This is a genomic window from Mucilaginibacter sp. OK283 (assembly GCF_900110415.1).
GTDB lineage: Bacteria > Bacteroidota > Bacteroidia > Sphingobacteriales > Sphingobacteriaceae > Mucilaginibacter.
This window is the reverse complement of sequence record NZ_FODR01000006.1, coordinates 116,568-141,718: the sequence shown is the minus strand read 5'-3', so window position 1 is coordinate 141,718 and position 25,151 is coordinate 116,568. Positions and strand designations below refer to the sequence as shown.

The window sequence follows — 25,151 nt, the reverse complement described above, 5'->3', positions numbered from 1 at the left end:
CTTTAGCAAAACTTTAAGTTGACAAATAAATGCAGGAAAAAACAGCAGCACAATCACGATCGATAGGTAAAATTCCAAGGGCAGTACCATTTATTATAGGCAATGAATTTGCAGAGCGTTTCAGTTTTTACGGAATGCGGAGTATCCTGGCTGTTTTTTTAGTTCACCAGTTTTTCAGTCATGAAAACCCGGTTGAAGCCAATGCCCACTCCAACAGTATCAACCACATGTTTTCTACCCTGGTTTATGCTACCCCTCTGCTTGGTGCTATCCTTGCCGACTGGTTTTTTGGTAAGTACCGCGTTATCCTCATTGGGTCGCTTATTTATACCATCGGGCACTTCCTTTTATCGATGTTTGATACCAACCTGGCCGGCTTCCAAACCGGCTTAATTATTATAGCATTTTCGGCAGGTGCCATTAAATCGTGCGTATCTGCCAATGTTGGCGACCAGTTTGACCATAGCAACCAGCACCTCATGAGTACCATTTACAGCTGGTTTTACTTCAGTATCAATGCAGGATCTATGGTTAGTTTGTTCCTGATCCCTTTAATTTATGATAAATTTGGCGCTGCCTGGGCGTTTGGCGTACCGGGGATATTAATGGCTCTGGCTACCCTGATATTCTTCTCGGGTAGTAAAAGTTATGTAAAGCTACCCGCAAAAGGCATTAATAAAGATAATTTTGTATCGGTAAGCTTTTATACACTTTTGTGTAAATTGAGCCCAAAAGCACCCGGAACTGCCTGGGAACAAGCAGAAGCCAAATACGGATATGATAAAGTTGATGGCATTAAAGCCGTTTGGCGTATCATGGCTGTATTTGCTTTTATACCGGTTTTTTGGTCGTTATGGGATATGAACAGTGCCGAATGGGTGTTACAATCTGTTCACCTCGATTTAAATTTAGGTGTTTTCGGATGGAAAATTCTTCCATCTCAAATACAAACAGTAAACGCAGTTTTCCTGTTGGCGATGATTCCCCTTTTTAATTTCTTTTTGTATCCGCTGGCCACAAAACTGGGCTTAAAGCTAACTCCGCTTCGTAAAATAGGCTTTGGTTTGTTGGTTACCGCAGGTAGCTTTTTAATCATCGCCTTACTACAGGAAAAGGTTGATAAAGGCTTACATCCTTCCGTTTGGTGGCAGATTTTCGCTTACGCGATATTATCAGCAGGCGAAGTATTGGTTTCATTAGTTGGGCTGGAGTACGCGTACACCCAATCGCCTGTATCTATGAAGAGCACCATGACCGCTATCTGGTATTTTACTTATTCGGTAGGTTCATTCTTCAATACCATTGTTAATAACAGCATCGCAAACCATGGTTATTTCGCCCGTTTTACCGGCGCCTCTTTCTTTTGGCTTTTCACGGGCATCTGCCTTGCCTTTTTTGTGATATTTCTTTTTGTAAGCCCACGATTAAAGGAAAAAGCTTACCTGGTAGATGAAGTGCTGGCTAAAGGATTGGATATTCATGACGATAAAGTAACTCCAATTCATCCTGATAACCCAATTGTATAATAAAATCCGTTGTTTTGTGTTTTATTTCATCAAACATCAGAAATAGCGCGTGCCAGATAGTATTATAATTATACCTACTTATAACGAGAAGGAGAATATCGAGCGGATGATCCGCAAAATATTTTCCCTTCCGCATGATTTTCATTTGCTTATCATCGATGACGGATCGCCGGATGGCACTTCCACCATTGTAAAAAATTTAATGAACGTATATCCCGAGCAGCTTTTTATAGTAGAGCGGGCGGGAAAACAGGGCTTAGGCACCGCCTATATCCACGGTTTTAAATGGGCTATTGAGCGCCATTACGACTATATTTTTGAAATGGATGCGGATTTTTCGCACAATCCCGACGATTTGCTGAAACTGCGGCAAGCCTGTATTGATGGTGCCGATGCGGCTATCGGCTCGCGCTACAGCACAGGGGTAAACGTGGTAAACTGGCCTATGAGCCGCGTACTGATGAGTTATTTTGCATCGGTATACGTTCGTTTTATTACCGGGATAGACGTTGCCGATTCGACAGCCGGATTCATGTGTTACAAACGCAAAGTACTGGAGACCATCGAGCTTGATAAGATAAAATTTGTGGGCTACGCCTTCCAGATCGAGATGAAATACACCACAGTTAAACACGGCTTTAAACTGGTAGAAGTACCCATTATATTCATCAACCGCACCCTTGGCACATCCAAAATGTCGTCGGGCATATTTGGCGAAGCTATTTTTGGCGTAATAAAAATGAAACTCAACAGCATTTTCAGGAAATACCCGGAAGGATGATCTTGATTTCGGATTTGGGATGTTCGATTTCGGATTTATTTTAATTTTAGATTTCTATTCCACCTGCCGTTCCAAATCCGAAATCCCAATTCCGAAATCCGATATTTCTTGGGGATGTTCGATTTCGGATTTATTTATTTGAAGATTTTTGGATTTCAACTCCCCAATTTTAAATTCCCCGAATGACAAATCCGAAATCCCAATTCCGAAATCCGAAATAAAAAAACTAATTTCGTTGGTAATGAACGAGCACCTTGATCCGGCACCGGAACGCCTCAGCAATACCGAGCGTGATATCGAAAAAGTTTTACGCCCGCAACAGTTTGAGGATTTTACCGGTCAGCATAAAATATTAGCTAACTTAAAAATATTTGTACAGGCAGCCCGCCAGCGTGGCGAGGCGCTTGATCACGTGTTGCTGCACGGCCCTCCGGGACTGGGCAAAACCACGCTATCGCACATCATCGCCAACGAAATGAGCGTAGGCATCAAGATAACATCGGGCCCCGTGTTGGATAAACCCGGCGATCTTGCGGGCCTGCTTACCAACCTGGAAACAGGCGATATTCTTTTTATTGACGAGATACACCGTTTAAGCCCCCTGGTTGAAGAGTATTTATACTCGGCAATGGAAGACTTTAAGATAGATATTATGCTGGAAAGCGGCCCTAACGCCCGCTCGGTACAAATATCACTTAACCCATTCACCCTGGTAGGGGCCACCACCCGTTCGGGCCTGCTTACCGCGCCTTTAAGGGCCCGGTTTGGTATTAATGCCCGGCTGGAGTATTATGACGCCAAACTGCTTACTACCATTGTACTTCGGTCGTCATCCATACTTAAAACACCTATTACCGATGAAGGCGCTTATGAAATTGCCCGCCGCAGCCGTGGTACGCCCCGTATAGCCAATGCGTTATTGCGCCGCACGCGCGATTTTGCTCAGATAAAGGGCGACGGTAATATTGATACCTCCATAGCCAAATATGCCCTTAATGCCCTTAATGTTGATGAGCATGGCCTGGATGAAATGGACAATAAAATATTAAGCACCATTATTGATAAATTTAAAGGCGGCCCCGTTGGGTTAAAAACCATAGCGACTGCCGTTGGTGAAGATGAGGGTACCATTGAAGAAGTTTACGAACCATTTTTAATACAGGAAGGCTTTTTAATGCGCACAGCCCGCGGCCGCGAGTGCACCGAGAGCGCTTATAAACACTTGGGCAAAATAAAACTTGGGGGCAACCCATCGTTATTTTAATTTCAGATCTTCACCTTCGGAGTTTGATTGGAGGTGAAGCTAAAGTCTCCCCTTCCGGGGGAGATTTAGAGGGGGCTTTAATAAGTTTGTGAACAATTTTCTATCTACTACTATGAAAACATATTTTAAACACGGGGCTAAATTATTTTTAACCCTGCTTTTTGTTAGTTGCGCAGGTATTACCCTGGCGCAAACAACCATTCCCACTCCTACTACACCTATGGTGCCCAATAAGCCCGAAGCCTTGCCTCCAGATACAGCAAAAAAGCTTGGAAAGGATACCACATTAATAAAAAAGGACACCGTGCCGGTGAAAAAAATAGCCACCGGGCCAAAAGTGGGCATAGCCGGCCTAAACCACGACCATATACACCTGATCCTAAACGAATACCGCAACGGCAACGTTAATATTGTTGGCATTGCCGAACCCGATAAAAAACTGTGGGCCAAATATGGCAAAATGTATGGCGTACCCGATTCGTTGTTTTTTGAAGATTTAAAAACCATGTGCCTGGCCCGCAAACCAGTAATAGTTTTAGGTTACAATGCGGTTGGCAAACATATAGATGTGGTAGAAACCTGCGCACCGTTGCACATTTCGGTAATGGTTGAGAAGCCTTTGGCCGCCACGCTTGAACAAGCCCGGCGTATGGAGTTCCTGGCGCTTAAATATTACATCAACCTGCTTACCAATTATGAAACTACCTGGTACCCATCGGTACAAGATGCTTATAATACTGTACGGGCAGATAGTGTGGGAATGATCCGTAAAATGGTGTTTCATGATGGCCACCAGGGTCCGCGCGAGATTGGTTGCAGCGAAGATTTTTTGGCCTGGCTAACAGATCCCATACTTAACGGCGCCGGTGCGCTAAACGATTTTGGCTGCTATGGCGCCAATATGATGACCTGGCTGATGCAGGGGCAAAGGCCAATAGCAGTTACTGCGGTGGCCAGGCATTACAAACCATCGGTATACCCTAAGGTTGAAGACGATGCCACCATTATTGTTGAATACCCTAACGCCACCGGCATGATAGAAGCATCATGGAACTGGCCATACGGCATCAAAGACATGGAGATATTTGGCGCCAAAGGCTATATCCACACCTTTGATAAAGATAGCGTTGAAGTAAGAGTTAACAACAGTGTGCGCAGCTTTAAGGCGCCGGCTTTGCCCGCACCCGCCGATGCGCCTGTGCCCTATTTTACGGCCGCCCTTAAAAACCCCATTAAATCGCATAACGACCGGTCGTCATTAAGATATAATATGATAGTGATGCAGATATTGGATGCAGCCAAAAGATCGATAAAAGAAGGCAGGCGGATAGTACTTTAAAAGGTATAGATAGGAATCAAGAGTCAGAAAAAACTCTTGATTCCTATCTATTTAAATCATAAATAAAACACTTCATTATCCGCCTCTAAAAACCCCAGATCGGGTGTGTGGTCAAATATTCCGAATACAGAGGCCCCGCTCCCACTCATGCTGGCATAAATTGCACCAGCCTCATAAAGGGCCGCTTTAACGCCGCGAATCTCGATATGATTTTTAAAAATGGAGGTTTCAAAATCGTTTTTGATATGTTTTTTCCATTCGGTTATGGGTTCGCTAATCAGTTCCAGCAGGGAATCTTTAACAGGCGTTGGTTTAATACCGCTGAAGGCCTCTGAAGTAGAAATATGAATATCGGGCATTACCAGTACAATTTTGTAAGCCGATAAGTCGAGTTTTATTGTTTCAAATTCGTCTCCCCGCTCAAACGCAAACACGGGTTTATTTTCGATAAAAAAGGCGCAATCGGCCCCCAGGCGCCGGGCATAGCCAGTCATTTCATCTACCGAAAGGCAAAGGTTAAACTGCTCATTCATCAGCCTGATAAAAAAAGCCGCGTCAGCCGATCCTCCGCCCAACCCGGCCCCTATCGGAATGTTTTTATGCAGATGAATGCTAACCGGCGGTAAATCAAAGTCTTTTTTAAGCATGTGATAGCCTTTTAAGCAAAGATTATCCTCCACCCTCCCCGGAATATCAAGCCCCGATGAGGAAAAAGTAAGCTCATCACTTACAACCACTTCCAGCGCATCTTTTATGGCAATAGGATAAAAAATAGTTTCCAGGTTATGATAACCATCCGGGCGGCGTTCGGTAATATTAAGGCCTATGTTAATTTTTGCGTTGGGAAAAAGGATCATGCGTTTTGGTGAGTGGTTATTTTTTAGGTGAGTGGTTGATTAAGTAAGGCAAACGGATCTAATTGGGTTAACATAACTTAACACATTTCAGATAAAATATCTATAAGTATCTAATAATCAATATTTTATATTTTACCATGATTAACACTAAACTGATAGCATAATTTAGATGAATGGTTGATTAAGTTGATTAAGACAATTAACCCCGATCTTGTTTTGTAGTTTTCAAAGATTTTTTTACCCCTCATCTAACTTAATCAACCACTCACCTAATCAACCAACCGCAGCAAAGTTATCATCTTCCTATTGATTCGGAATGATTAACAAACGTGTATTTTTACACATATTTAGGATAGTTAACACAGATTATTTTTCTTTGTGGTTGGTTCATTGGTTTACTGGTTCATTAGTTCATTGGTAGCACAGCGTTTAATTTGCATGGTTGATTTTTAAATAGCCATTTTTTTAACCCGATTATACCAAACGAACGCCACAGCAAACCACCAGACAAGACCAATGAACTAATGAACCACTGAACTAATGAACTAAAAAATGAAACAGTATCTCGATTTGATGAAGCATGTATTGGAAACCGGCGCGCAAAAGCACGACAGGACGGGTACCGGTACAGTAAGTGTGTTTGGCTACCAGATGCGTTTCAACCTTAAAGATGGTTTCCCGATGGTGACCACTAAAAAGCTGCACCTTAAATCAATCATCCATGAGTTGATATGGTTTTTAAGCGGCGACAGCAATATTCGTTACCTGAAAGAAAACGGCGTACGCATTTGGGACGAATGGGCGGATGCCGACGGCAACCTTGGCCCTGTATACGGTGTGCAATGGCGAAGCTGGCCAACACCTGATGGCGGCCATATTGACCAAATAGCCCGGGTAGTTAACCAAATTAAAAACAACCCGGATTCGCGCCGCATGATTGTTTCTGCCTGGAACGTAGCAGAAGTAAACCAGATGGCTTTGCCACCTTGCCATAGCCTGTTCCAGTTTTATGTGGAGCCCCCTAACCCCCTGAAGGGGGAATTAAAAGGCAAGCTGTCGTGCCAGTTGTATCAACGCAGTGCCGATATATTTTTAGGTGTGCCTTTCAACATCGCATCATACGCCCTGCTCACGATGATGGTGGCCCAGGTATGCGACCTGGATTATGGCGATTTTATCCATACCCTTGGCGATGCCCACCTGTACAACAATCACCTGGAGCAGGTTAACCTGCAATTGAGCCGCGAGCCCCGCCCGCTGCCAACTATGAAGATTAACCCGGATGTGAAGGATATTTTCGGCTTTAAATTTGAAGACTTCACGTTGGAAAATTATGACCCGCATCCGCATATTAAGGGTGTGGTGGCGGTATAGTCATTGGTCATTGGTCATTGGTCATTGGTGAGAATTTTTGAGACGTGGAATTGTTTGGGATGGATTAGGAAATTAAAAATTTGTAGATTTGACTATGACTGCGGTTCAGATAAAAGAAGAAATACAAAAAGCATTGAATGATATGCCAGAAACGGCATTAGCCGATGTTTTAAATTTTTTGAAGCAATTTCAAACACATCCGTTTGATCAATCAACCCTCGATAATAATTTAAAAAAGATCATGAGCGAGGATAAAGGTTTATTGGAGCGCTTAGCCAAATGATAATGTCTGAATCAGGATTTTCAAAATTTAAATAATTCTCAGAATTTGCTGACCTGTATGACGCGTGCAACGAAATATAAATAAATTTCCTAAACTACCGTCATTGCGAGGTACGAAGCAACCCCGAACTATGTGGGACTTAACGTATCGAGGATTGCTTCGTACCTCGCAATGACGATTTTATAATTATCTGGTTCATCTGATGAACCGGTGAACAAATGAACTAATGATTACATCTATCATAGTGGCTATCGCCAAAAACCGTGCAATAGGCAAAGACAATAAATTACTTTGGTATTTACCAAACGACCTGAAGCATTTTAAAGAGGTTACCACCGGGCATACCGTTATCATGGGCCGCAAAACATTCGATTCGGTGGGTAAACCGCTACCAAAACGGCGCAACATTGTAATTACCCGCCAGGATATCAGCATTGAAGGGTGCGAAGTTGTAAAATCAATTGAAGCGGCATTAGCGCTTTGTGCCGGGGAGGATGAAGTATTTATTGTAGGTGGTGCCGAAGTTTACAGGCAGGCCATCCCGCTGACAGGCCGCATATATCTCACCATAATTGACCAGGAATTTGAAGGAGACACCTTTTTCCCTGAGTTAAACACAGAGGACTGGCAGGAAACGCAAAGGGAAAATTTTGAGCCTGATGACAAAAACAAGTATAGCTATTCGTTTATCACACTGCAACGTCGCTAACATTTTTTGTCATCAATTTGTTTTAATTTAAAATTTTCTGCTTGCGAAATTTTATTAGATTTGCCGTCTTATTAAAAATAGCTTATAAACTAATTAATTACATATTACAAATTCGATGCAAGGTAAAGGGGTTATTAAATTTTTCGCCATTCTGCTGGCAGTTGTGTGTATCTACCAGCTGTCTTTTACATGGGTGGCCCAAAAAGTTGAGAGTGATGCCAAGGCATACGCAAAGGGGAATGCTGAAAAAGAGAAGGCTTACCTGGACTCAATGTCTACACAACCGGTATATCCGATATTCAAACACACTTACGCTTTTGTATTGCAAAGGGAACTTGCATTAGGTTTGGACCTTAAAGGTGGTATGAACGTTACGATGCAGATACAGCTTGATGAGCTGGTACGCAAGATTGCGAACGACAACCCCGATGCAACATTCAACCAGGCTTTGGCAAACGCCGATAAACTGCAGGCTGACGCTAAAACCAGCCAGAAAGATTATATCGCGCTGTTTGTAAGCGAGTATGAGAAACTGAATCCGGATGGTAAACTGGCCGCTATCTTTTCAACAAAAGATAACCAGGACCACTTAAAGTTCAACGCCACCAACAGCGAAGTTGAAGCTTATCTGAGAGATTTGGCCAGCACCGCCGTAAAACAATCGTTCACGGTTTTAAATACCCGTATCAACCAGTTTGGCGTAACCCAGCCTAACATTCAGTTAGAGGCAAGTTCAAACCGCATCCTGATTGAGCTGCCTGGTGTTAAAGAACCAGATCGCGTTCGTAAACTGTTATCAGGAACTGCAAAGCTGGAATTTTATCAAACATTTGATAATAGTGAAGCTTACCAAACCATTATAGCCGTTGATAACCTGCTTGGTGCCAAAAACAAAACTGCCGCTAAAGCCGATTCTACAAAAACACCAGCTACAGCAACCGCCGCCGCTAAAACCGATACTGCTAAAAAAGCAGGATCGTTGTTAAGCAAGGTTCAAAAAAGTGCTGAAAAAGATACTTCGGCAAATGCTTTGGCCGGCAAATCGCAATTAGCTGCGCAACATCCGTTATTGTCTGTAATGTCGTTAAACCTATATCCAGGTCAAAACGGTCAGCAGCAATTAGGTATCGGTCCTGTTGTTGGTTATGCTTTGTTAAAAGATACCGCCAAGGTTAATAGCTATCTGCATAGCAAACTTGCCCAATCAGCTATCCCACGCAATATGAAATTCCTTTGGGATGTAAAGCCGATGAAGGATGCTAAACAAAAAGCTTTTGCATTATACGCCATTAAATTAAGCGGTGCTGAAAACGGTCCGGTACTTTCTGGTGCTGTAATTACCGATGCAAGGGCCGATGTTAACCAAAAAGGCAGCCCTGAGGTTGTAATGATCATGAACTCGGAAGGTGCCCAAAAATGGCGTGCCGTTACTGCCGAGGCGGCAGCTGCAACTAACAAGCGCGCTATTGCCATTGTACTGGATGATAACGTATACTCGGCCCCTAACGTTCAAAACGAAATTTCGGGTGGTGTATCGTCCATTGAAGGTAGCTTTACACAGGAAGATACGAGGGATTTGGCCAACGTGTTAAAGGCCGGTCGTTTACCTGCTCCTGCACACATCGTATCCGAAGATGTTGTAGGTCCATCGTTAGGTAAACAAGCTATCGCCGCCAGTTTGCTATCATGCGTACTGGGTTTGGTAGTAGTACTTGTTTTCATGATTGCTTACTATAACCGTGCAGGTACTGTTGCGGTGGTTGCGGTTATCATCAACATATTTTTCCTGATGGGTGTTTTAACCAGCTTGGGTGCGGTGTTAACCGTACCTGGTGTAGCGGGTATCGTACTTACCTTAGGTATAGCGGTAGATGCCAACGTGTTGGTGTACGAGCGTGTACGTGAAGAGCTTGCTTTGGGTAAATCATTAAAAATAGCTATAGCCGATGGTTTCAAACACGCGCTGCCGTCTATTCTTGATTCACAGATCAGTACGTTCCTTACCGGTTTAATCCTGTTCATCTTCGGCTCGGGCCCTATCCAGGGTTTTGCAACTACCTTGATGATTGGTATTGTCACTTCACTGTTTTGTTCGCTGTTAATCTCAAGGGTTATATTTGAGTGGATGCTTGAAAAAGGTTGGGATATTAAATTCAGCAACCCATGGAGTTCACATACCTTTAAAAATGCTAATTACGCGTTTGTTAAAAACCGTTTCAAATTCTACATTTTCTCAGGTACATTTATTATCGCCGGTATTATTTCAATATTCGTACGTGGCTTTAGCTATGGTGTTGATTTTGAGGGCGGCCGTAACTTTATAATTACTTTCCCTAATAAAAACATAACAACCGAACAAATTCACAGCGTTGTTGATCCATCTTTATTAGGTCGCGGTACCGAGGTTAAAACTGTAAATGCCGATAAAATCAGCATCACTACAAATTATCTTATCCAGCAAAATACACCTGCGGTTGATGTACAGGTAAGAAAAACGTTGATTGAAGCACTGGCAACCAAACCAGAAACTAAAATAAGCGATAGCGATATCCAGGGGCAATCAAAAGTGAGTGCTACCATTGCCGAGGAATTAAAAACATCGGCTGTTTACACGGTATTGATAGCCATCCTCGTGATCTCGGCATACATCTTTATTCGTTTCCGTAAATGGCAGTTTAGCTTGGGTGCGATGGTTGCAACCGCGCATGATGCCTTGCTGGTATTATCCTTCTTCTCGTTATTCAATGGCATATTACCATTCTCGCTGGATATCGACCAGGCGTTCATCGCCGCTATCTTAACGGTAATCGGTTACTCTATTAACGATACCGTAGTGGTGTTCGACAGGATCCGCGAGTTCCTTGACCATAAATCGAAAGATGAACAAACGGAAGATGTTATTAACCGCGCTATCAACAGTACATTAAGCCGTACCATTATTACCGCATTAACGGTAATCTTCGTACTGATTGTGTTGTTCATATTTGGTGGTGATGTTATCAAAGGCTTCTCGTTCGCATTATTAATCGGGGTTATTTTCGGTACATACTCGTCTATCTGCGTGGCAACACCTGTGATAGTTGACTTTGGAAAAAAAGACCTGAAATAATAAAATAATCTGACATTATTTAAAAGGCTCCAAAGAACATTTGGGGCCTTTTTTTTAGCCCTACCCCAACCAAAAAAGGCCGATGGACGGGGTTGCAGATTGGTTACAATGAAGTATAATTGCATCATAAAACAATAACAAACATTGCCATCGGCATGGGTATTGTGCTGTTGGCTATAAAATAGACAGACGCCCCTTCGCGTCTGCCAAAACAGACAGAAGTGTAAAACTTGCACTTTAAAACAGGAACACAAATAACCCCTCACATGAACACATCAGATAGTTCAAAATTCCCTTTAGTAGTAATAGTTGGTGGTGGCTTTGGCGGCTTGCAGGTAGCCAAAAAACTGGCAGATAAGCCTGTTGACGTGCTGATGCTTGATAAGCATAATTACCACACTTTTCAACCATTGTTATACCAGGTAGCCATGGGAGGCCTGGAATCCGAATCGATCGCCTTCTCCCTGCGTAAAAACTTTTCGGGTCAAAAAAATTTCCGTTTCAGAATAGCCGAGGTGTTAAAGGTAAATGCCGAAAACAATACCATTGACACCACCATTGGCCCGATAGCCTATGATTACCTGGTGATTGCCACCGGATCAACCACCAACTTTTTTGGCAATCATGATATCGAAAAGTTTTCGATGCCGATGAAATCAATCCCGGAGGCATTAAACTTACGGTACTCGGTACTTCAGAATATTGAAGAAGCCCTGCTTAAAACGTCCAAAGATGAGCGCGAAGCGCTGCTTACCTTTGTGTTGGTAGGTGCGGGCCCTACCGGCGTTGAGCTTTCGGGCTCATTAGCCGAACTGCGTAACCACGTACTGACCAAAGATTATCCCGAACTTAAAAAAGAGGATATGAAGGTTTACCTGGTAGATTTTTTGCCAAAGGTACTGGGGCCGTTCTCCGACCAGGCATCAAACGCCGCTAAAGATTTCCTTACCAAAATGGGCGTAGAAGTATTATTAGGTGTAAAGGTAGAAAGCTACGACGGTAAGGAGATAAAGTTTGAGGGTGGCAAAACCATCCGCACCAAAAACGTGATCTGGAGCGCCGGGGTTATGGGCGTGGTACCCGAAGGCATCGAAAAAGGCAATATTGAACGTGGTAACAGGATAAAGGTTGACAGCATTTGTCGCATGGCGGGTAGCGATAACATCTTCGCCATTGGCGATGTGGCAGCGATGATAACCGACGAAACCCCTAAAGGACACCCCGGCGTAGCACAGGTAGCTATACAAATGGGTGCGCACGTGGGTAAAACCATTATGCAACTCATTAACCATGAGCCCACCACTCCGTTTAAATATTTCGACAAAGGATCGTTAGCCACTATTGGCCGCAACAAAGCCGTTGCTGATTTAGGCAAGATCAGGTTCCAGGGATTTTTTGCCTGGCTGGTTTGGATGTTTGTGCACCTGATATCGCTTTTGGGCGGCCGTAACAAGGTAATTGTTTTCATCAACTGGGTATCCAGCTATATTAACTACAACGGCGGTACCAGGCTCATTATCCGCAAGTTTGAACGTGAAGGACTAACCGAGGACGAGCATTTACCGGAGACGGTAGATTAGTGAGTGGTGAATTGTGAGTGGTGAATGGGCGAGTTGATAATTATTAATAAAAGTTTTAAGCTTGCATATAAAAGGGCAAATTTAACAATCAATTAACTACTCACTGCTCACCATTCACAACTCACCAATCAATGACTATAAAAATAACTGAGTGCCCCCGCGATGCTATGCAGGGGATAGTGCATTTTATCCCTACCGATGTAAAGGCAGCTTATATCAACCTGCTTTTGCAGGTGGGCTTTGATACTATTGATTTCGGAAGTTTTGTGTCGGCAAAAGCCATTCCGCAATTACAGGACACTGCCGAGGTGTTGAGTAAATTAAATTTAAGCAATACACAGTCAAAACTACTGGCCATTATTGCCAATTACCGTGGTGCCGAGGAAGCTACAAAGCACCCGGAAATAACTTACCTGGGGTATCCGTTTTCAATTTCAGAAACATTTCAGCTACGCAATACCAATACTACCCTATCCCAGGCTTTCGACAATGTAAAACGGATGCAGGAATTATCCGCGACAAGTAACAAAAAACTACTCGTTTACTTATCTATGGGTTTTGGTAATCCGTATGGCGACGAATGGAACGCCGGCATTATTCATGAATGGACAGACAAACTGGTAAAAGAAGGAATTAATAACATAGCCCTGGCCGATACTATCGGCATTTCGGAAGCTGACCAGATCAGCAGCATTTATCCCGAACTCTGCCTGGCATTTCCAAATACCGAATTCGGTATTCACCTGCACAGTACGCCCGATACCTGGCAACCCAAAATAGAAGCCGCGTACCAAAGTGGCTGCAAAAGGTTTGATACTGCCATTAAAGGCTACGGCGGCTGCCCCATGGCTGCAGATGACCTTACAGGCAACATTGCTACCGAAAACCTAATTGGATACCTTGAAAGCGAAAAAGAGCCCACGGGGCTTAATATGGGCAAATTCCGGGAAGCAATGGAATATTCGGGGAGGGTGTTCTTGTAGATGTGCAGATTTCAGATGTGCAGGTGTGCAGATGAAAAAGCGATGATTTTAGATGTTGGGCGTTGCCTGCGGCCCGGGTCATCCGCTCATACGTGCACATGGCCTTAGGCGCAGGCCTGTATCCGCTGCTACCCCTAACGCTTAATTTCCGAATCGCAAGAACATTTAGTATTTTCCGATATACAAATCTAACATCTGCACATTTGAAATCTGAAATCTGCACATCAGGCAACAGCCTTCGCCACTTTTGCCTTCACGGTTTTATCAAAGTTTTCCATCACCAATACTGCGGCGCCAATCAGTTCGGCATCAAAGCCGAGTTCGGATACCAGTAATTCGGTACCGGCAGATAAACGGGGGATACAGTATTTGTGCAAGGCCTGTTGTATGGGTGCCATCAATATTTTGGCAACTTTTGCTCCACGGCCACTCAATACGATAATAGCCGGATTCATGATATGGATAAGGATAGCCAGGGCCTTCCCTATTTTGTAACCGGCATCTGATAGCAATTCTATAGCAAACTGGTCGCCGTTATTGGCGGCATCCAGCAGGGCATCGCCCATAAGTTTGGAGTGATCGTTGGTATTGTGTTTTAAACTGGTTATACGGCCTTGCTGAATACCTTCGATGGCTTTACGAGCTACTACCAGCATTGATGCTTCGGCCTCCAGGCAACCGCGTTTACCGCACTCGCATAATGAGCCATCTTCCGATAGCGGGATATGGCTTAACTCCCCTGCAAAACCAGTATGGCCGCGGAACAATTTCCCGTTCACAATCATCCCTAAACCAATACCCCAGCCCAGGTTAATTACCATTACTTCGGTTTGCGCCTTTGCGATACCAAACTTTTGCTCGGCAAGCGCTATCAGGCTCGAATCGTTATCAATATAGGTGGTAATACCGGTATGCTCGGTAAGGTAAGCGGTAAGGCTGCCATTGGCGTCAAGGTAAGTATAATTAATGCCCTGGGTTACATTGATAAAGCCGGGCATACCTATACCGATGCCCGCAATTTTGCCTTTGGCTACACCCGATGTTTTGATGTAGCTATTAATCTGGTTGGTAAGTATAGTTAGCGCGTTGGGGTTATTGAGTAATTTAAGCTCAAACGTAAGCATATCGGCCACAGGGCTGTTTTGCAAATCGAACAACTGGATACGTGCAGTAAGCTGATCGAGGGCCACGGCCAGTATATACATGGCATTGGCCTTAACAGAATACATGAGCGGGCGGCGGCCACCGCTTGAAGGGGCGTACCCATGCTCAACCACGAAGCCTTCATGCATCAGTTCATTGATGGCCTTGGCTATTGACGGAATGCTTTTATCAAACAAGTCGCTCAGTCCGGCACATGACATCGCTTTATTAAAATAAAGCCTTTTGATGATCATATTTTTGAGCTGACTGCCCTTCACACCTTTATTTTCGAGTTCCATTCAACAATATAAGAGTTAAAGTTTTTAAAAGGCTATGCCTAAGTAATTAAAGTTTATAAAATTATAAATAAAGTACAATATAGCAACTGTATTTATTACGGTTTTTAGCAGCCTGCTTAATTGGGTAAAAGTAATGAATTGATAATAAATAAATTAATTCTTATGATTTGTGGGAATCACAGGCTTAAGGCAATACCCAAAAACGCCATCCGCTCCAGTACTCGTTGTATTGTTGCTCGAATCCGAGCATTTGGCCAGTTGGCGGTAAATCATGGTTTTCTGCATATGCATTGTATTGCTCATCGCTGTTAAAATCTTTTAGCTGTTTGGTGTTAAGGTTGTACACCATTACGCCATAATAGGTGGTGGCGCACAATTTGTCACCCCTCACCAGATAATTTTTCACAGCCACCTGATTTTTTCCCTTCGGGCAAAAATAGGGCAGCAAATCGCCCGCCTCCATAGTTTCGCCATATCCAAGCGGAATATTATCCGCATCGCCAAGGCCGTGATTGCCATAATAGGTAAATGAAAACACAAACAGCGATGCATAAACAATCTTAAACAGCCGGTTAAATGTTTGTTTACCAAACACGGGGTTAATTCCTTTTGCAGTCAAAAAAATCAAGTGCAATATCCCCAGCAAAACGCTGTAAATAAAACTCAGGATAGCTATTTTAAATAACTCGAAAATAAAGTGACCTGCTGCTGCCATAACAATTGAATATTTATGCAATAATATTAAAAGTACTTTTAATTACAAAGTAAATTACATAATAGAGCTTAATTGGACTATTTGACCGATATACTCTATTTATATAGCAAATTATTTTTGGTATTCAGCTTCCACATCCAGCATATCTACATTGTGGGGTTGCTAATTTACTTTAAGGATAAACGAAATTGATTTTAACTGTTGCAAAACGTTTTGTGTTTGCAACGGTTTTGTTTAATTGCCAATATTCCAGGTCATAAATTTCTTTCATTTTCAAATTTCCTTCTGCATAAACATCCAACGCTGCCCTTCCAAATCGGCAGCGCGGTAACGGGTGCCTGGGTGGCCTTCTTCCGGCACAGATAATATGGTAGCGCCGTTGCTTTTAGCGTGTTCATAATGCCGGGTTACGTCATCCACATAAACCAAAACCCCGTTAATAACGTAGGGCACCTCGTAAGCTTTAGCAACTATAGTACAATTTTGCGCATGATGCTTTGGGCTTTGGTAATCTGGCGTGGGCTCGGCCAACATAACCAGGCTTTCGCCCATGGCTATTTCGCCATGGCCCAGGCGGCCTTGCTCATCAGTCATGCGGGTTATCTCGGTAAAACCAAAAACCTTGCAAAGCCATTCCATTGCGGCTATGCCATCCTCGTAGGCCAGCATAGGTATAATTTGTTGGTTTGATGTACTCATAAAGCGCTGTTTAATGTTTAACAAATAATCTTGCAATGGCAAAATACCCAATATAGCAAACTACAATTATAATATAAGCCCACAGCAGTTCGCGTTTATACAATTTTAACTGTTTCTGAAAAAAAACCAGCAATACAGCTGTTAGTACCAATAAATGGAACACAATAAGGTAGTAGCTTTCTAAAAATAATGCCCAATAAGCAATTCCGGCAGCATCAACCTGCGATTTATTTTTGGTCATGAAGTGCGAATCATAATGGTTTAGTAAATACGACCTTAAAATAAGCTGAACTACCCTATCCAAAACATAAGTGCCGCTTATCAATAGCGATACGATAATGACCGAAGCTTTAAAACTTATTTTATTCACGGTTATGCAGCTTGATAAAAACCTAAATATAATAACAACATGCAGAGGCTCCGGATAACATTAAAAGAAATTGAAAGGTTTCGTCAGCCGGCTGCTAAATATCTATTTCATCCAATACCAGTTTCCATATCAAAAATAAATTATTAATTAATAAAGTTTTGTAGTTCAAATATATATACACTATATTTACACAACAAAACTTAAGCCGATGAAGCCCAAAATCCTACTCTGCTGTATTTGCGCTTTCTTGTTTTTTTCATGTAAAAAAGACAAAAAAGTTACACCAACTACTAAATTGTATCCAATAAGCTTTAACCTATCCGGGTTTACGCAAACTCAAGTGCCCATAGGCAAGGCAAAAACTACCTCTTTAACTACGCAGGCTGCGGATACAGTGCCGGTTCAGTCTTTGGTTTATATGTTATTTAAAATTCAACCTGCTTTAACCTTAATCAGTCAACAACGTATTGAAAAGGGGGCTGCTGGATTCGGTACCTTTACAGATAATGTCGCCCCGGGCGATTACACCGCTGTATTTATAGGCGGTTCTGCGGCCTTAAATATCTATGCCTATAATTATTTTGGATATGCGTCCGGCTCGGGTTTCTTTACAACTTACTGGGATGATACTTTCTTAACAAAAGTTCCTATAACTGTTACAGCAAGCGGTATTAACCAGCCAGTAACTATGAAAAGACGTACTGCCCGGTTGGACGTGATATTAAAAGACGCCATCCCTGCCGGTACCACAAAAATAACCGTAAGTTTTAGGGATACTTCGCAAATTGAAGCTTTATCGCAATATGGAAACGCAGCCTTCGTAACTACCAACGTCACTACTAAAACCATTAACGCGGCAGATATTGGCACAACAAACTATACCATTACAGCGAATACGGTTAATGATACTCAGTTGTTTGATGTAACTATTAGCTATTACGGCGCCAATCCGGCCGGCCCTTTAGGTACAAAAATAGTAAAGAATGTACTGTGTAAAACAAATACGAAAACAACGCTAAGCGGTAATTTATTTACGCCTGGCAACAACGAGTTTGATATAACAGTTAATCAGGATTGGAATACTGTAAATGTAGGTTTTTAATATCTCAACACAATCAACATGAAAAAAAATTTAGTTTTTTGCTTCGTACTGCTAAGCACAGTATGGTTATCATGCAAAAAAGACGATCATAGCAAAACTGGCCCACAGGGGAAATTATACCCAATTGCCTTTAATGTAACCAATTTTACGCAGGAGAATACTCCTATTGATCAAAACCTTAAACTTAAAACAAATGCGGTAACTCCTGAAGCCTCTAATATTTTGGAAATAATATATAAAATATATAACGCCGCCAATACGTTAAAAAAAACGGTGGTAATAAAAAAAGGGCAGCCTAATTTTGGGACAATTAAAGATAGCCTTGCTACCGGTAGTTATACAGCGGTATTTGTAGGATTGACGGATACAATTGAATTTCATGAAACTGCAACCACATTTTCGACCCCACTTTCAGAAACATTTTACAAAAAAATAAGCTTTACAGTCGGGGCTTCATACCTACAACAAGATGTTGTTTTACAACGTTTAGATTCACAATTGAAAGTGGTTATTAAAGACGCTATTCCTGCCGGAGTGACGCAGATTTCGGTGGTTATCGGATCTGTAGATACTCAATATAATTATTTTGCCGACACGTCGTCAAATCCTGAACGCTATACATGGCTAGCCACAGTTCCAGCTAACAAAATAGGCACCACCAATTTCACAATCGGGCCGCTAAGAAACATTCTTGCAACAAACCACACTACTGACGTAACAATTACGGCTACTAAAGCCGCGGCCGTGGTGGCAAAAAAAACGATACATGGCATACAATTACAACGTAATACATTAACGATATTAACAGGAAACCTATTTATAACCGACCCAACTACCGGGGGATTTGTAATTGGCTATGAACCTTATAATCCAATAGGTTTAACACAAACTTTTTAGCACCGTTTTTATTTATAATTTTGAAATCTACATTTATTAAAGCTTTAGTGGCCATTTAAATATAAAGCGGCGATGGTCTACCATAGTCGCATATGGTTTTACGTGCCTTCGGCAAAATCTTCCAGAACACCGTTATACTCGTCCCAATCCGGGTCGGTATTGGCGGTAATACTGATGGGTAATTCATCAAAGCCTGCCAATGCCGCGTTCAGGCGTTCGCCTGCTATATCAACATCAGTAGTATACCATGCCCACCATCGCTCATTTTCGCCGGTAAATGAAAACGCCAGGATGGTTTGGCTATCGTCTTCCAAAATATCTGCAAGTGCTTCCTCAACCTGTTCCATAAGGTCAAGATCTATTTTGTGCGGCAGCAAAGTTTCATCGGGCGAATTATTTTTGACCATAAAGTGCGAATCATAATGGCTCCGTAAATAGACCCTTAAAAAAACAGCACTACCCGATCTAAAATATACATGCCGCTATCTGCAGAGATGTAATAATAACCAGTGCATCAAATTTTATCTTACGGAAAATGCTTACAGGCATGGTCAGTTATTTACAACCGCCTTATCGGGCTTTGAATACCAATCGTGCTGTATATTAGTCATCAACAACGCATTATCAAACATAATAGTTCCTTTTGGGAAAATAGCTTCGTCTTCAAAAAAGCTTGATGATACTTTGCTTACTTCCAGGGCTTCTACCTTCCAGTTTTCTGTATGCAATAACAAACCTTCATATTTGTTGCCATTGGGCGAATAACCTGTAGCGCCCGCCTTAAAAAAATCAGATGCAATATCTAAATCCTTAAAAACAGAATCCACGTTAAAAGTATCGGTAATTTTAGCATCTATGCTAATGGTAGTACCATCAGAGCTTTCAAAAGCTACGTGATAATTGCTATTATGCTCATTAACATCAAACCTGGCATGGTAATGCCTGCCAGGAAATATCCTGCCGCCAACAATGGTGTTGAAACGGGATGAAGTATCTCTTCGGGGAATGTAAACACCTTCTTTAATTTCACCATCTTCCTGCCATTCAACAGCAATGCGGTGCGCGCCGTTTTCAGAACCCATCCCAATAAAAGCAGGCATTCCTTTAGGCCTTACATCTTTTAGCCGGATAAGACAAATACCCACGATGGCTTTGCCATTAACAATTTTGGGACTAAACGGTGCCGGAACTATTAGTTTAGCAACGTCAGGATCAACGGCAAAGTTAACCAATATACGCCTGTCTATAATGCCGGTAATGGTAGGTATCTTCATGTGAAACGTTATTTAAAAACTATTCGGCAAAATCTTCCAGAACACCGTTATACTCGTCCCAGTCCGGGTCGGTATTGGCGGTAATACTGATGGGTAGTTCATCAAAGCCTGCCAATGCCGCGTTCAGGCGTTCGCCTGCTATATCAACATCAGTAGTATACCATGCCCACCATCGCTCATTTCCGCCGGTAAATGAAAACGCCAGGACGGTTTGGTTATCCTCTTCCAAAATATCCGCAAGCGCTTCCTCAACCTGTTCCATAAGGTCAAGGTCTGTTTCATGCGGCAGCAAAGTTTCGTTGGGCGAATTATATGACCATATCACATCCATCCGCTGGTTGTAAAAACCGGTATCGATGAAATTTTGCAGATAAGGCCTGAATTTCACAAAAACCGGCAATCCTTCATCTGTCGAAAACTCGAGCGAGATCCATGAGTCGCCTAAATACAAATCTTCAATCATATATCAATATTACAAAAAAGGTTTGCGATTATTAAACTTCGCAAACCTTTCATTTTATTTTTAAGCCGGTTTATTTTAGTATCTATATCATTTTACGTCAAACTCCTTTTTCAGCTTAATATCTTCCGATGAGCTACCTATCATCACCATAAATTTACCGGGTTCAACCGTCCAGTTCATATTTTTATCCAGCAGGGCCAGGTCATCGGGGTGCAGAGTAAACCGGACCGTCTTTTTTTCGCCGGGTTTAAGATTTACACGTTCAAAACCGCGCAGATCATACTCGTAAGTGGTTACACTGCTGACTTCATCTTTCAGGTATAGTTGTACCACATCATCGCCTGCGCGGGCGCCTGTATTGGCTACATCAACGCTTACCTGCACGTCGCCCTCTGAATTCTCCTGCTCAGGCGATACCACCAGGTTGCTATATTCAAATTTGGTATAGCTTAAGCCATAACCAAATGGATACAAGGCGCCGTTTACACTGGTTTTGCCCCAACTGTTTTGTCCTTTTTGGCTTGCCTGCGAATTAGGCTTAAAGGGAAAGTTAAACTCAATTTGCCCTGTTGTTTTGGGGAAAGTGATAGGCAGCTTACCACCCGGATTATTATCGCCAAACAACGTTTCGGTTATTACCTGCCCGCTTTGCACACTCGGGAACCAGGCCTCTAAAATAGCCGGCACATATTTATTTTCCCAGTTGATGGTAAGCGGTTGCCCGTTTATCATCACCATAACCACGGGCTTACCGGTAGCCTGTAAAGCCTGTATCAGCTTTAATTGCCTGCCAGGAAGGTTTAAGCCTGTGCGCGATAAGCTTTCGCCTACCCTATCTACATCTTCGCCCACAACGGCTATAACCACATCCACGTTTTTGGCCTGGTTTACAGCGTTATCGATTTCTATTTGCTCCTGGTGAGTAAGCGGCGTTTCAATAATCTCGCTCTCGGGCCAGGTGGCATCTATCATATCGCATCCTTTGGCATATACAATTACACCATCGTTGCCCATATAATTGACCAAGCCGTCGTACACACTGGTAACCGGGTTATGCGAGGGGCCGTAACGGCTGATGGCATAATTGGTTTCTTTAGCCAATGGGCCGGTAACTAATATCCGGGGATATCTCTTTTTATCCAAAGGCAGCAAGCCGCCTTCATTTTTTAACAACACCATCGATTCGCGGTTCATTTTGAGCGACATGGCGGCATCATCGGCCGTATGTACAATTTTATCGGCAGCTTTTGGATCTTTAACGTAAGGGCTATCAAACAAACCCAGGCGGAATTTTACCCGCAATACATCCCCCACCCGCGAATCTATCACCTTCATCGAAATCTTGTTTTCTTTAATCAGCTCGCGCAGCGGCAAAATAAAGGTTTGCGGCATGGTAAAATTGGTGCGCACGTTAAGGCCTGCCTCAACCGCCTGCCTTACGGCTTCTTTATAATCGGCTGCTACATGGTGCTTGGAATAAAGGTATTCAACAGCTTCGCTATCACTCACTACATAACCATTAAAGCCAAATTGCTGGCGCAGTAATTGTGTTAAAAAGTAGTAACTACCGGTTACAGGCACGCCATCCCAATCATTGTAACTACTCATTACCCCCATAGGGTGCGCTTCCTGGATAACCCGGCGAAAAGGGTATAAATAAACCTGGTGCATTTCCCTTGGTGCCACATGCGGATCGGTACGCGCTGCACCATCGCGGCCACCTTTGGGTACACTGTATACCGCGAAGTGTTTAAGGGTTGAGGCAACACCTTCCTCCTGTATACCCAAAACCATTTGTTTGCCCATTTCGGCAATATGAAAGGGGTCTTCACCATAACACTCAACCACGCGGCCCCAGCGCTGGTCGCGGGCGGGGTCAAGTATGGGGGCATATACGTTGGTATAGCCCAAAGCTTTGGCTTCGCGGCCTACGGTTTGGCCTGCCTGGCGTACCAGTTGTTTGTCGAAAGTACTGCCAATGCTGATAGGCGCCGGTAAAGGTGTGGCGCGGTCATGATTCAGGCCATGGATCCCTTCGTTGGTAAAATCAACCGGGATACCCATTCGGGTTTCTTCCACAAACCATTTTTGCACGGTATTAATTGCCGAAGCATGTTTGCTAAAGGGAAACGAATATTGCGTAGGCGCATCATCCGTATGCGATGTAAGGTTATTTAGTTCTTCATCTATATTGGCTATGCCATCCTTCCAGATCTCGTTTTTCCAGTTGGCGACAGGCATTTCGTCTTTGAGTACCCGTTTATAACCGTATAAGGTAGCCATCTGGCATGTTTTTTCGTCAACGGTCATCTGGCTTAGTAAATCGGCAACGCGCTTATCAATGGTTTGAGATGGGTCTTCAAACACATCCATTTTACCATTTTTGTTAAAGTCTATCCAGCCTTTATGATAAATATTTTTTTGTTGTGCTGATGCTGATAAGGTAAGCCCGGCAGCCATTGCCGTTACCACGCAAATGCGCGGCAGGTAATACTTTTTTCTCATGTAGATGAATTGCGGTTTGTACTTCAAATATAGGAGAATATAGTAATGCCGGGAATATATCACCAAGCTGTTACAATTAGCTGAGAACAATGGTCTCAAGTGGCAAAAAAAGCCGAAACATGGATAAGACCGCGTGTTGTATTTACCATTAAAATTTGTAAATTAGCATTGCTAAACCACTCATATGTCTCCCAAGTTTGCAGTTCCTTTAATAACGCTATTCGTTATACTTACAGGCTTTAAAAGTGTAGTTCACGACGACGTTGTAAATTATTATGGCATTCCCACAGCCATCTCTTTCTACAAAACAGACTTCACATTATCATGGAGTTCGCATCCCAATGACACTTATTACAAGCAGGAATATTTACCCAAAGGTGATGTTGCTGATAGATTTAACGATATGTTGCTGATAGATTTCATTGTAACCGATTTACCCGCCAAGGATGCGGCGCGCGCACAGATAAACACCATCTACGAGCGAAAAAAGACAGATGCAGTTTGTAATTTCGAGGTTGTTAAAAGCCAGGATGGTAATGAATACATTCTTAATTTTATTATGAGCGAAGGCAACAATGATACATTAAGTCTTGTTGAATGGAGTGCCTACGATTATAAACCCTATACCGATAAAGCGGGTCACAAAGGTATACTGCTCGTTGGTATTAGTCATAGGGCATATGGCGACAATATTACACCTTTCTTAAGATCATTAAAAAAATACAAAGATGAACAGGTACATAATCTTGCTGTTTACCCAACGCCAGAAATTCAGCTTAAATAATTTCTCTATTATTTAACTATTACGCATCCGCCCTTTAAGGCTACTACAGTGCCTTCCTAAAAAACGCTACAGCCAAACTATCCACCTTCAGGTGTACAGCATGCCTGTTAACCGATGGGTCATCGGTAAATAACATGGGGGCTTCTTTTTTTACAGGGTCGATAGCCTCCGACAGCATTACATAATGCCCGGTTTTGCCGGGGTTAATGTACAGCTGCGATCCATTTATCAATTGGTGGTAATGAATGGCATTGGTTTTTACCGGCGCTATACTGTCGCTTTGCGAACCCACGATATAAACGGGACTGCTGATATTTTTTACCTGTTGCTTATTTACAAAACCCGGGCCCATGGCCGGCGAGATAGAGAGGAATGCTTTTATCCGTTTATCTTTCAACGGAGGATAATGTTTTGATGCGGCCAACAGGGCACTGTCATCCAGCGATTTTAAAAGGCCGGGATATTCGGGGATCTCGATTTCTTTACGGCCAGCGGTTTTATAATAATTGCGTAGTACTTCAAAATCAACTTCGCCGCCGGCAAGCGCTATTACCGTAAATCCGCCAAGTGAAAAGCCGGCCGCTCCTATCTTGTCAGCATCTATAACCTCTTTAAAATCCCGGTCGTTCAATAGCGAGGTTAATGCAAAACTAATGTCCTGCGGACGCTCCCAGGCCTTTAAAAACTCCAGCTTTATCTTGTTATCATAAGTATTGCCCCAATGGTCAACCGCGACCACAATAAAGCCGTTTTGTGCCAATGCTGCTGCCAGCCATTCCAGCGTTAACCGGCCGCCCCCTGTACCGTGCGATAGCATAATAACCGGCAACTTGCCCGCAGGCAGTTTTCCGTTACGCACGGTTTGCACACGGGTAAACGGCGAAAAGTATTTATCGGCCTGTTTTACCGAATCTGTAGTGGGATACCAAACCTCAGTTGTTACCGGGCGGTTACGCTTATCGTCTTTAAACTGAAAAGTACGCTGGCCAATATTAGTTTGTGCTAAAACGATATTTCCCGATAGTAAAAATATAAAGGCGGTTATAATTTGCTTGTACATAATATGGATGGTTTAATAGTACAAATCAAGTGCTT

At 42.8% G+C, this 25,151-nt stretch carries 23 protein-coding genes; 13 read left to right on the top strand and 10 right to left on the bottom strand.

Annotated features, from left to right (window positions below; all coding sequences use genetic code 11):
• Window positions 1-29 precede the first annotated feature (29 nt).
• The 4 genes from BMX56_RS15665 to BMX56_RS15650 all read left to right on the top strand — a co-directional run bounded on the left by BMX56_RS15665 (window position 30) and on the right by BMX56_RS15650 (window position 4,910).
• On the top strand, window positions 30-1,526 hold the full coding sequence (locus BMX56_RS15665; protein WP_090649876.1) for a POT-type proton-dependent oligopeptide transporter: 1,497 nt from the start codon (window positions 30-32) through the stop codon (window positions 1,524-1,526).
• Window positions 1,527-1,575: 49 nt separating this feature from the next.
• Entirely contained in the window at window positions 1,576-2,307 is a 732-nt protein-coding gene (locus BMX56_RS15660) for a polyprenol monophosphomannose synthase (protein ID WP_090649874.1), read from the top strand.
• 241 nt (window positions 2,308-2,548) lie between these two features.
• Entirely contained in the window at window positions 2,549-3,571 is a 1,023-nt protein-coding gene (gene ruvB / locus BMX56_RS15655) for a Holliday junction branch migration DNA helicase RuvB (protein WP_090650437.1), read from the top strand.
• A gap of 112 nt (window positions 3,572-3,683) precedes the next feature.
• The gene (locus tag BMX56_RS15650) at window positions 3,684-4,910 is read left to right on the top strand and encodes a Gfo/Idh/MocA family protein (protein ID WP_218152431.1); all 1,227 of its coding nucleotides are present in this window, start codon (window positions 3,684-3,686) and stop codon (window positions 4,908-4,910) included.
• A 56-nt stretch (window positions 4,911-4,966) separates the two neighbouring features.
• Here the strand turns inward: BMX56_RS15650 and ispE are convergent, their stop codons facing one another.
• Window positions 4,967-5,767: a 4-(cytidine 5'-diphospho)-2-C-methyl-D-erythritol kinase gene (gene ispE, locus BMX56_RS15645; protein ID WP_090649871.1), complete on the bottom strand. Its 801-nt coding sequence runs from the start codon at window positions 5,765-5,767 to the stop codon at window positions 4,967-4,969.
• A gap of 552 nt (window positions 5,768-6,319) precedes the next feature.
• Between ispE and BMX56_RS15640 the strand changes: the two genes are divergently transcribed.
• From BMX56_RS15640 to BMX56_RS15615, 6 genes are all read left to right on the top strand, one after another.
• Complete coding sequence (locus tag BMX56_RS15640) at window positions 6,320-7,141, top strand: thymidylate synthase (RefSeq protein ID WP_090649868.1); 822 nt, start codon at window positions 6,320-6,322, stop codon at window positions 7,139-7,141.
• Between the two features lie 94 nt (window positions 7,142-7,235).
• The gene (locus BMX56_RS15635) at window positions 7,236-7,424 is read left to right on the top strand and encodes a hypothetical protein (RefSeq protein ID WP_090649865.1); all 189 of its coding nucleotides are present in this window, start codon (window positions 7,236-7,238) and stop codon (window positions 7,422-7,424) included.
• A 226-nt stretch (window positions 7,425-7,650) separates the two neighbouring features.
• Window positions 7,651-8,133 carry a dihydrofolate reductase gene (locus tag BMX56_RS15630; RefSeq protein ID WP_090649863.1) on the top strand — a complete coding sequence of 161 codons (483 nt, stop codon included), beginning with the start codon at window positions 7,651-7,653 and terminating at the stop codon, window positions 8,131-8,133.
• A 115-nt stretch (window positions 8,134-8,248) separates the two neighbouring features.
• The gene (secDF, locus tag BMX56_RS15625; RefSeq protein WP_090649861.1) at window positions 8,249-11,242 is read left to right on the top strand and encodes a protein translocase subunit SecDF; all 2,994 of its coding nucleotides are present in this window, start codon (window positions 8,249-8,251) and stop codon (window positions 11,240-11,242) included.
• Window positions 11,243-11,508: 266 nt separating this feature from the next.
• A complete protein-coding gene (locus BMX56_RS15620; protein ID WP_090649859.1) occupies window positions 11,509-12,822 on the top strand; it encodes an NAD(P)/FAD-dependent oxidoreductase in 1,314 nt (437 codons plus the stop codon).
• 131 nt (window positions 12,823-12,953) lie between these two features.
• Window positions 12,954-13,805, top strand: coding sequence for a beta/alpha barrel domain-containing protein (locus BMX56_RS15615; RefSeq protein ID WP_090649857.1), 852 nt, complete (start codon window positions 12,954-12,956; stop codon window positions 13,803-13,805).
• Between the two features lie 224 nt (window positions 13,806-14,029).
• Here BMX56_RS15615 and BMX56_RS15610 read toward each other — a convergent pair whose 3' ends face one another.
• The 4 genes from BMX56_RS15610 to BMX56_RS15595 form a co-directional block, all read right to left on the bottom strand.
• Complete coding sequence (locus BMX56_RS15610) at window positions 14,030-15,247, bottom strand: ROK family protein (RefSeq protein ID WP_090649855.1); 1,218 nt, start codon at window positions 15,245-15,247, stop codon at window positions 14,030-14,032.
• Between the two features lie 184 nt (window positions 15,248-15,431).
• Window positions 15,432-15,962, bottom strand: coding sequence for a hypothetical protein (locus BMX56_RS15605; RefSeq protein ID WP_090649852.1), 531 nt, complete (start codon window positions 15,960-15,962; stop codon window positions 15,432-15,434).
• Between the two features lie 273 nt (window positions 15,963-16,235).
• Window positions 16,236-16,661 (bottom strand): VOC family protein, encoded by a 426-nt coding sequence (locus tag BMX56_RS15600; RefSeq protein ID WP_143065457.1) that lies wholly within the window; start codon window positions 16,659-16,661, stop codon window positions 16,236-16,238.
• Between the two features lie 10 nt (window positions 16,662-16,671).
• On the bottom strand, window positions 16,672-17,031 hold the full coding sequence (locus BMX56_RS15595) for a hypothetical protein (RefSeq protein WP_090649847.1): 360 nt from the start codon (window positions 17,029-17,031) through the stop codon (window positions 16,672-16,674).
• Window positions 17,032-17,239: 208 nt separating this feature from the next.
• On the opposite strand from BMX56_RS15595, the gene BMX56_RS15590 reads away from it, so the two are divergent.
• Complete coding sequence (locus tag BMX56_RS15590; protein ID WP_090649845.1) at window positions 17,240-18,133, top strand: hypothetical protein; 894 nt, start codon at window positions 17,240-17,242, stop codon at window positions 18,131-18,133.
• An 18-nt stretch (window positions 18,134-18,151) separates the two neighbouring features.
• The gene (locus BMX56_RS15585) at window positions 18,152-19,030 is read left to right on the top strand and encodes a hypothetical protein (RefSeq protein ID WP_090649843.1); all 879 of its coding nucleotides are present in this window, start codon (window positions 18,152-18,154) and stop codon (window positions 19,028-19,030) included.
• 98 nt (window positions 19,031-19,128) lie between these two features.
• Here BMX56_RS15585 and BMX56_RS15580 read toward each other — a convergent pair whose 3' ends face one another.
• From BMX56_RS15580 to BMX56_RS15565, 4 genes are all read right to left on the bottom strand, one after another.
• Window positions 19,129-19,437, bottom strand: a complete 309-nt coding sequence (locus BMX56_RS15580; protein ID WP_090649840.1) for a DUF695 domain-containing protein — start codon at window positions 19,435-19,437, stop codon at window positions 19,129-19,131.
• 144 nt (window positions 19,438-19,581) lie between these two features.
• A complete protein-coding gene (locus BMX56_RS15575) occupies window positions 19,582-20,304 on the bottom strand; it encodes a DUF2071 domain-containing protein (protein WP_090649838.1) in 723 nt (240 codons plus the stop codon).
• Between the two features lie 19 nt (window positions 20,305-20,323).
• Complete coding sequence (locus BMX56_RS15570; RefSeq protein WP_090649835.1) at window positions 20,324-20,767, bottom strand: DUF695 domain-containing protein; 444 nt, start codon at window positions 20,765-20,767, stop codon at window positions 20,324-20,326.
• Window positions 20,768-20,854: 87 nt separating this feature from the next.
• The gene (locus BMX56_RS15565) at window positions 20,855-23,272 is read right to left on the bottom strand and encodes a glycoside hydrolase family 3 N-terminal domain-containing protein (RefSeq protein ID WP_090649832.1); all 2,418 of its coding nucleotides are present in this window, start codon (window positions 23,270-23,272) and stop codon (window positions 20,855-20,857) included.
• A 184-nt stretch (window positions 23,273-23,456) separates the two neighbouring features.
• On the opposite strand from BMX56_RS15565, the gene BMX56_RS15560 reads away from it, so the two are divergent.
• Complete coding sequence (locus tag BMX56_RS15560) at window positions 23,457-24,056, top strand: hypothetical protein (RefSeq protein ID WP_090649830.1); 600 nt, start codon at window positions 23,457-23,459, stop codon at window positions 24,054-24,056.
• Between the two features lie 43 nt (window positions 24,057-24,099).
• On the opposite strand, the gene BMX56_RS15555 is transcribed toward BMX56_RS15560, so the two are convergent.
• Window positions 24,100-25,116, bottom strand: a complete 1,017-nt coding sequence (locus tag BMX56_RS15555) for an alpha/beta hydrolase family protein (protein WP_090649828.1) — start codon at window positions 25,114-25,116, stop codon at window positions 24,100-24,102.
• Window positions 25,117-25,151: the final 35 nt, after the last annotated feature.

Excerpts from the sequence above, each read along its gene's own strand:
- BMX56_RS15610 (WP_090649855.1), bottom strand. The coding sequence starts at position 15,247 with ATGGAACTCGAAAATAAAGGTGTGAAGGGCAGTCAGCTCAAAAATATG.
- BMX56_RS15565 (WP_090649832.1), bottom strand. The coding sequence starts at position 23,272 with ATGAGAAAAAAGTATTACCTGCCGCGCATTTGCGTGGTAACGGCAATG.
- BMX56_RS15575 (WP_090649838.1), bottom strand. The coding sequence starts at position 20,304 with ATGAAGATACCTACCATTACCGGCATTATAGACAGGCGTATATTGGTT.
- BMX56_RS15580 (WP_090649840.1), bottom strand. The coding sequence starts at position 19,437 with ATGGTCAAAAATAATTCGCCCGATGAAACTTTGCTGCCGCACAAAATA.
- BMX56_RS15605 (WP_090649852.1), bottom strand. The coding sequence starts at position 15,962 with ATGGCAGCAGCAGGTCACTTTATTTTCGAGTTATTTAAAATAGCTATC.
- BMX56_RS15640 (WP_090649868.1), top strand. The coding sequence starts at position 6,320 with ATGAAACAGTATCTCGATTTGATGAAGCATGTATTGGAAACCGGCGCG.
- BMX56_RS15665 (WP_090649876.1), top strand. The coding sequence starts at position 30 with ATGCAGGAAAAAACAGCAGCACAATCACGATCGATAGGTAAAATTCCA.
- BMX56_RS15615 (WP_090649857.1), top strand. The coding sequence starts at position 12,954 with ATGACTATAAAAATAACTGAGTGCCCCCGCGATGCTATGCAGGGGATA.
- BMX56_RS15650 (WP_218152431.1), top strand. The coding sequence starts at position 3,684 with ATGAAAACATATTTTAAACACGGGGCTAAATTATTTTTAACCCTGCTT.
- BMX56_RS15590 (WP_090649845.1), top strand. The coding sequence starts at position 17,240 with ATGAAGCCCAAAATCCTACTCTGCTGTATTTGCGCTTTCTTGTTTTTT.
- BMX56_RS15570 (WP_090649835.1), bottom strand. The coding sequence starts at position 20,767 with ATGATTGAAGATTTGTATTTAGGCGACTCATGGATCTCGCTCGAGTTT.
- BMX56_RS15630 (WP_090649863.1), top strand. The coding sequence starts at position 7,651 with ATGATTACATCTATCATAGTGGCTATCGCCAAAAACCGTGCAATAGGC.
- secDF (WP_090649861.1), top strand. The coding sequence starts at position 8,249 with ATGCAAGGTAAAGGGGTTATTAAATTTTTCGCCATTCTGCTGGCAGTT.
- BMX56_RS15600 (WP_143065457.1), bottom strand. The coding sequence starts at position 16,661 with ATGAGTACATCAAACCAACAAATTATACCTATGCTGGCCTACGAGGAT.
- BMX56_RS15635 (WP_090649865.1), top strand. The coding sequence starts at position 7,236 with ATGACTGCGGTTCAGATAAAAGAAGAAATACAAAAAGCATTGAATGAT.
- BMX56_RS15560 (WP_090649830.1), top strand. The coding sequence starts at position 23,457 with ATGTCTCCCAAGTTTGCAGTTCCTTTAATAACGCTATTCGTTATACTT.
- BMX56_RS15620 (WP_090649859.1), top strand. The coding sequence starts at position 11,509 with ATGAACACATCAGATAGTTCAAAATTCCCTTTAGTAGTAATAGTTGGT.
- BMX56_RS15585 (WP_090649843.1), top strand. The coding sequence starts at position 18,152 with ATGAAAAAAAATTTAGTTTTTTGCTTCGTACTGCTAAGCACAGTATGG.
- BMX56_RS15555 (WP_090649828.1), bottom strand. The coding sequence starts at position 25,116 with ATGTACAAGCAAATTATAACCGCCTTTATATTTTTACTATCGGGAAAT.
- ispE (WP_090649871.1), bottom strand. The coding sequence starts at position 5,767 with ATGATCCTTTTTCCCAACGCAAAAATTAACATAGGCCTTAATATTACC.
- ruvB (WP_090650437.1), top strand. The coding sequence starts at position 2,549 with ATGAACGAGCACCTTGATCCGGCACCGGAACGCCTCAGCAATACCGAG.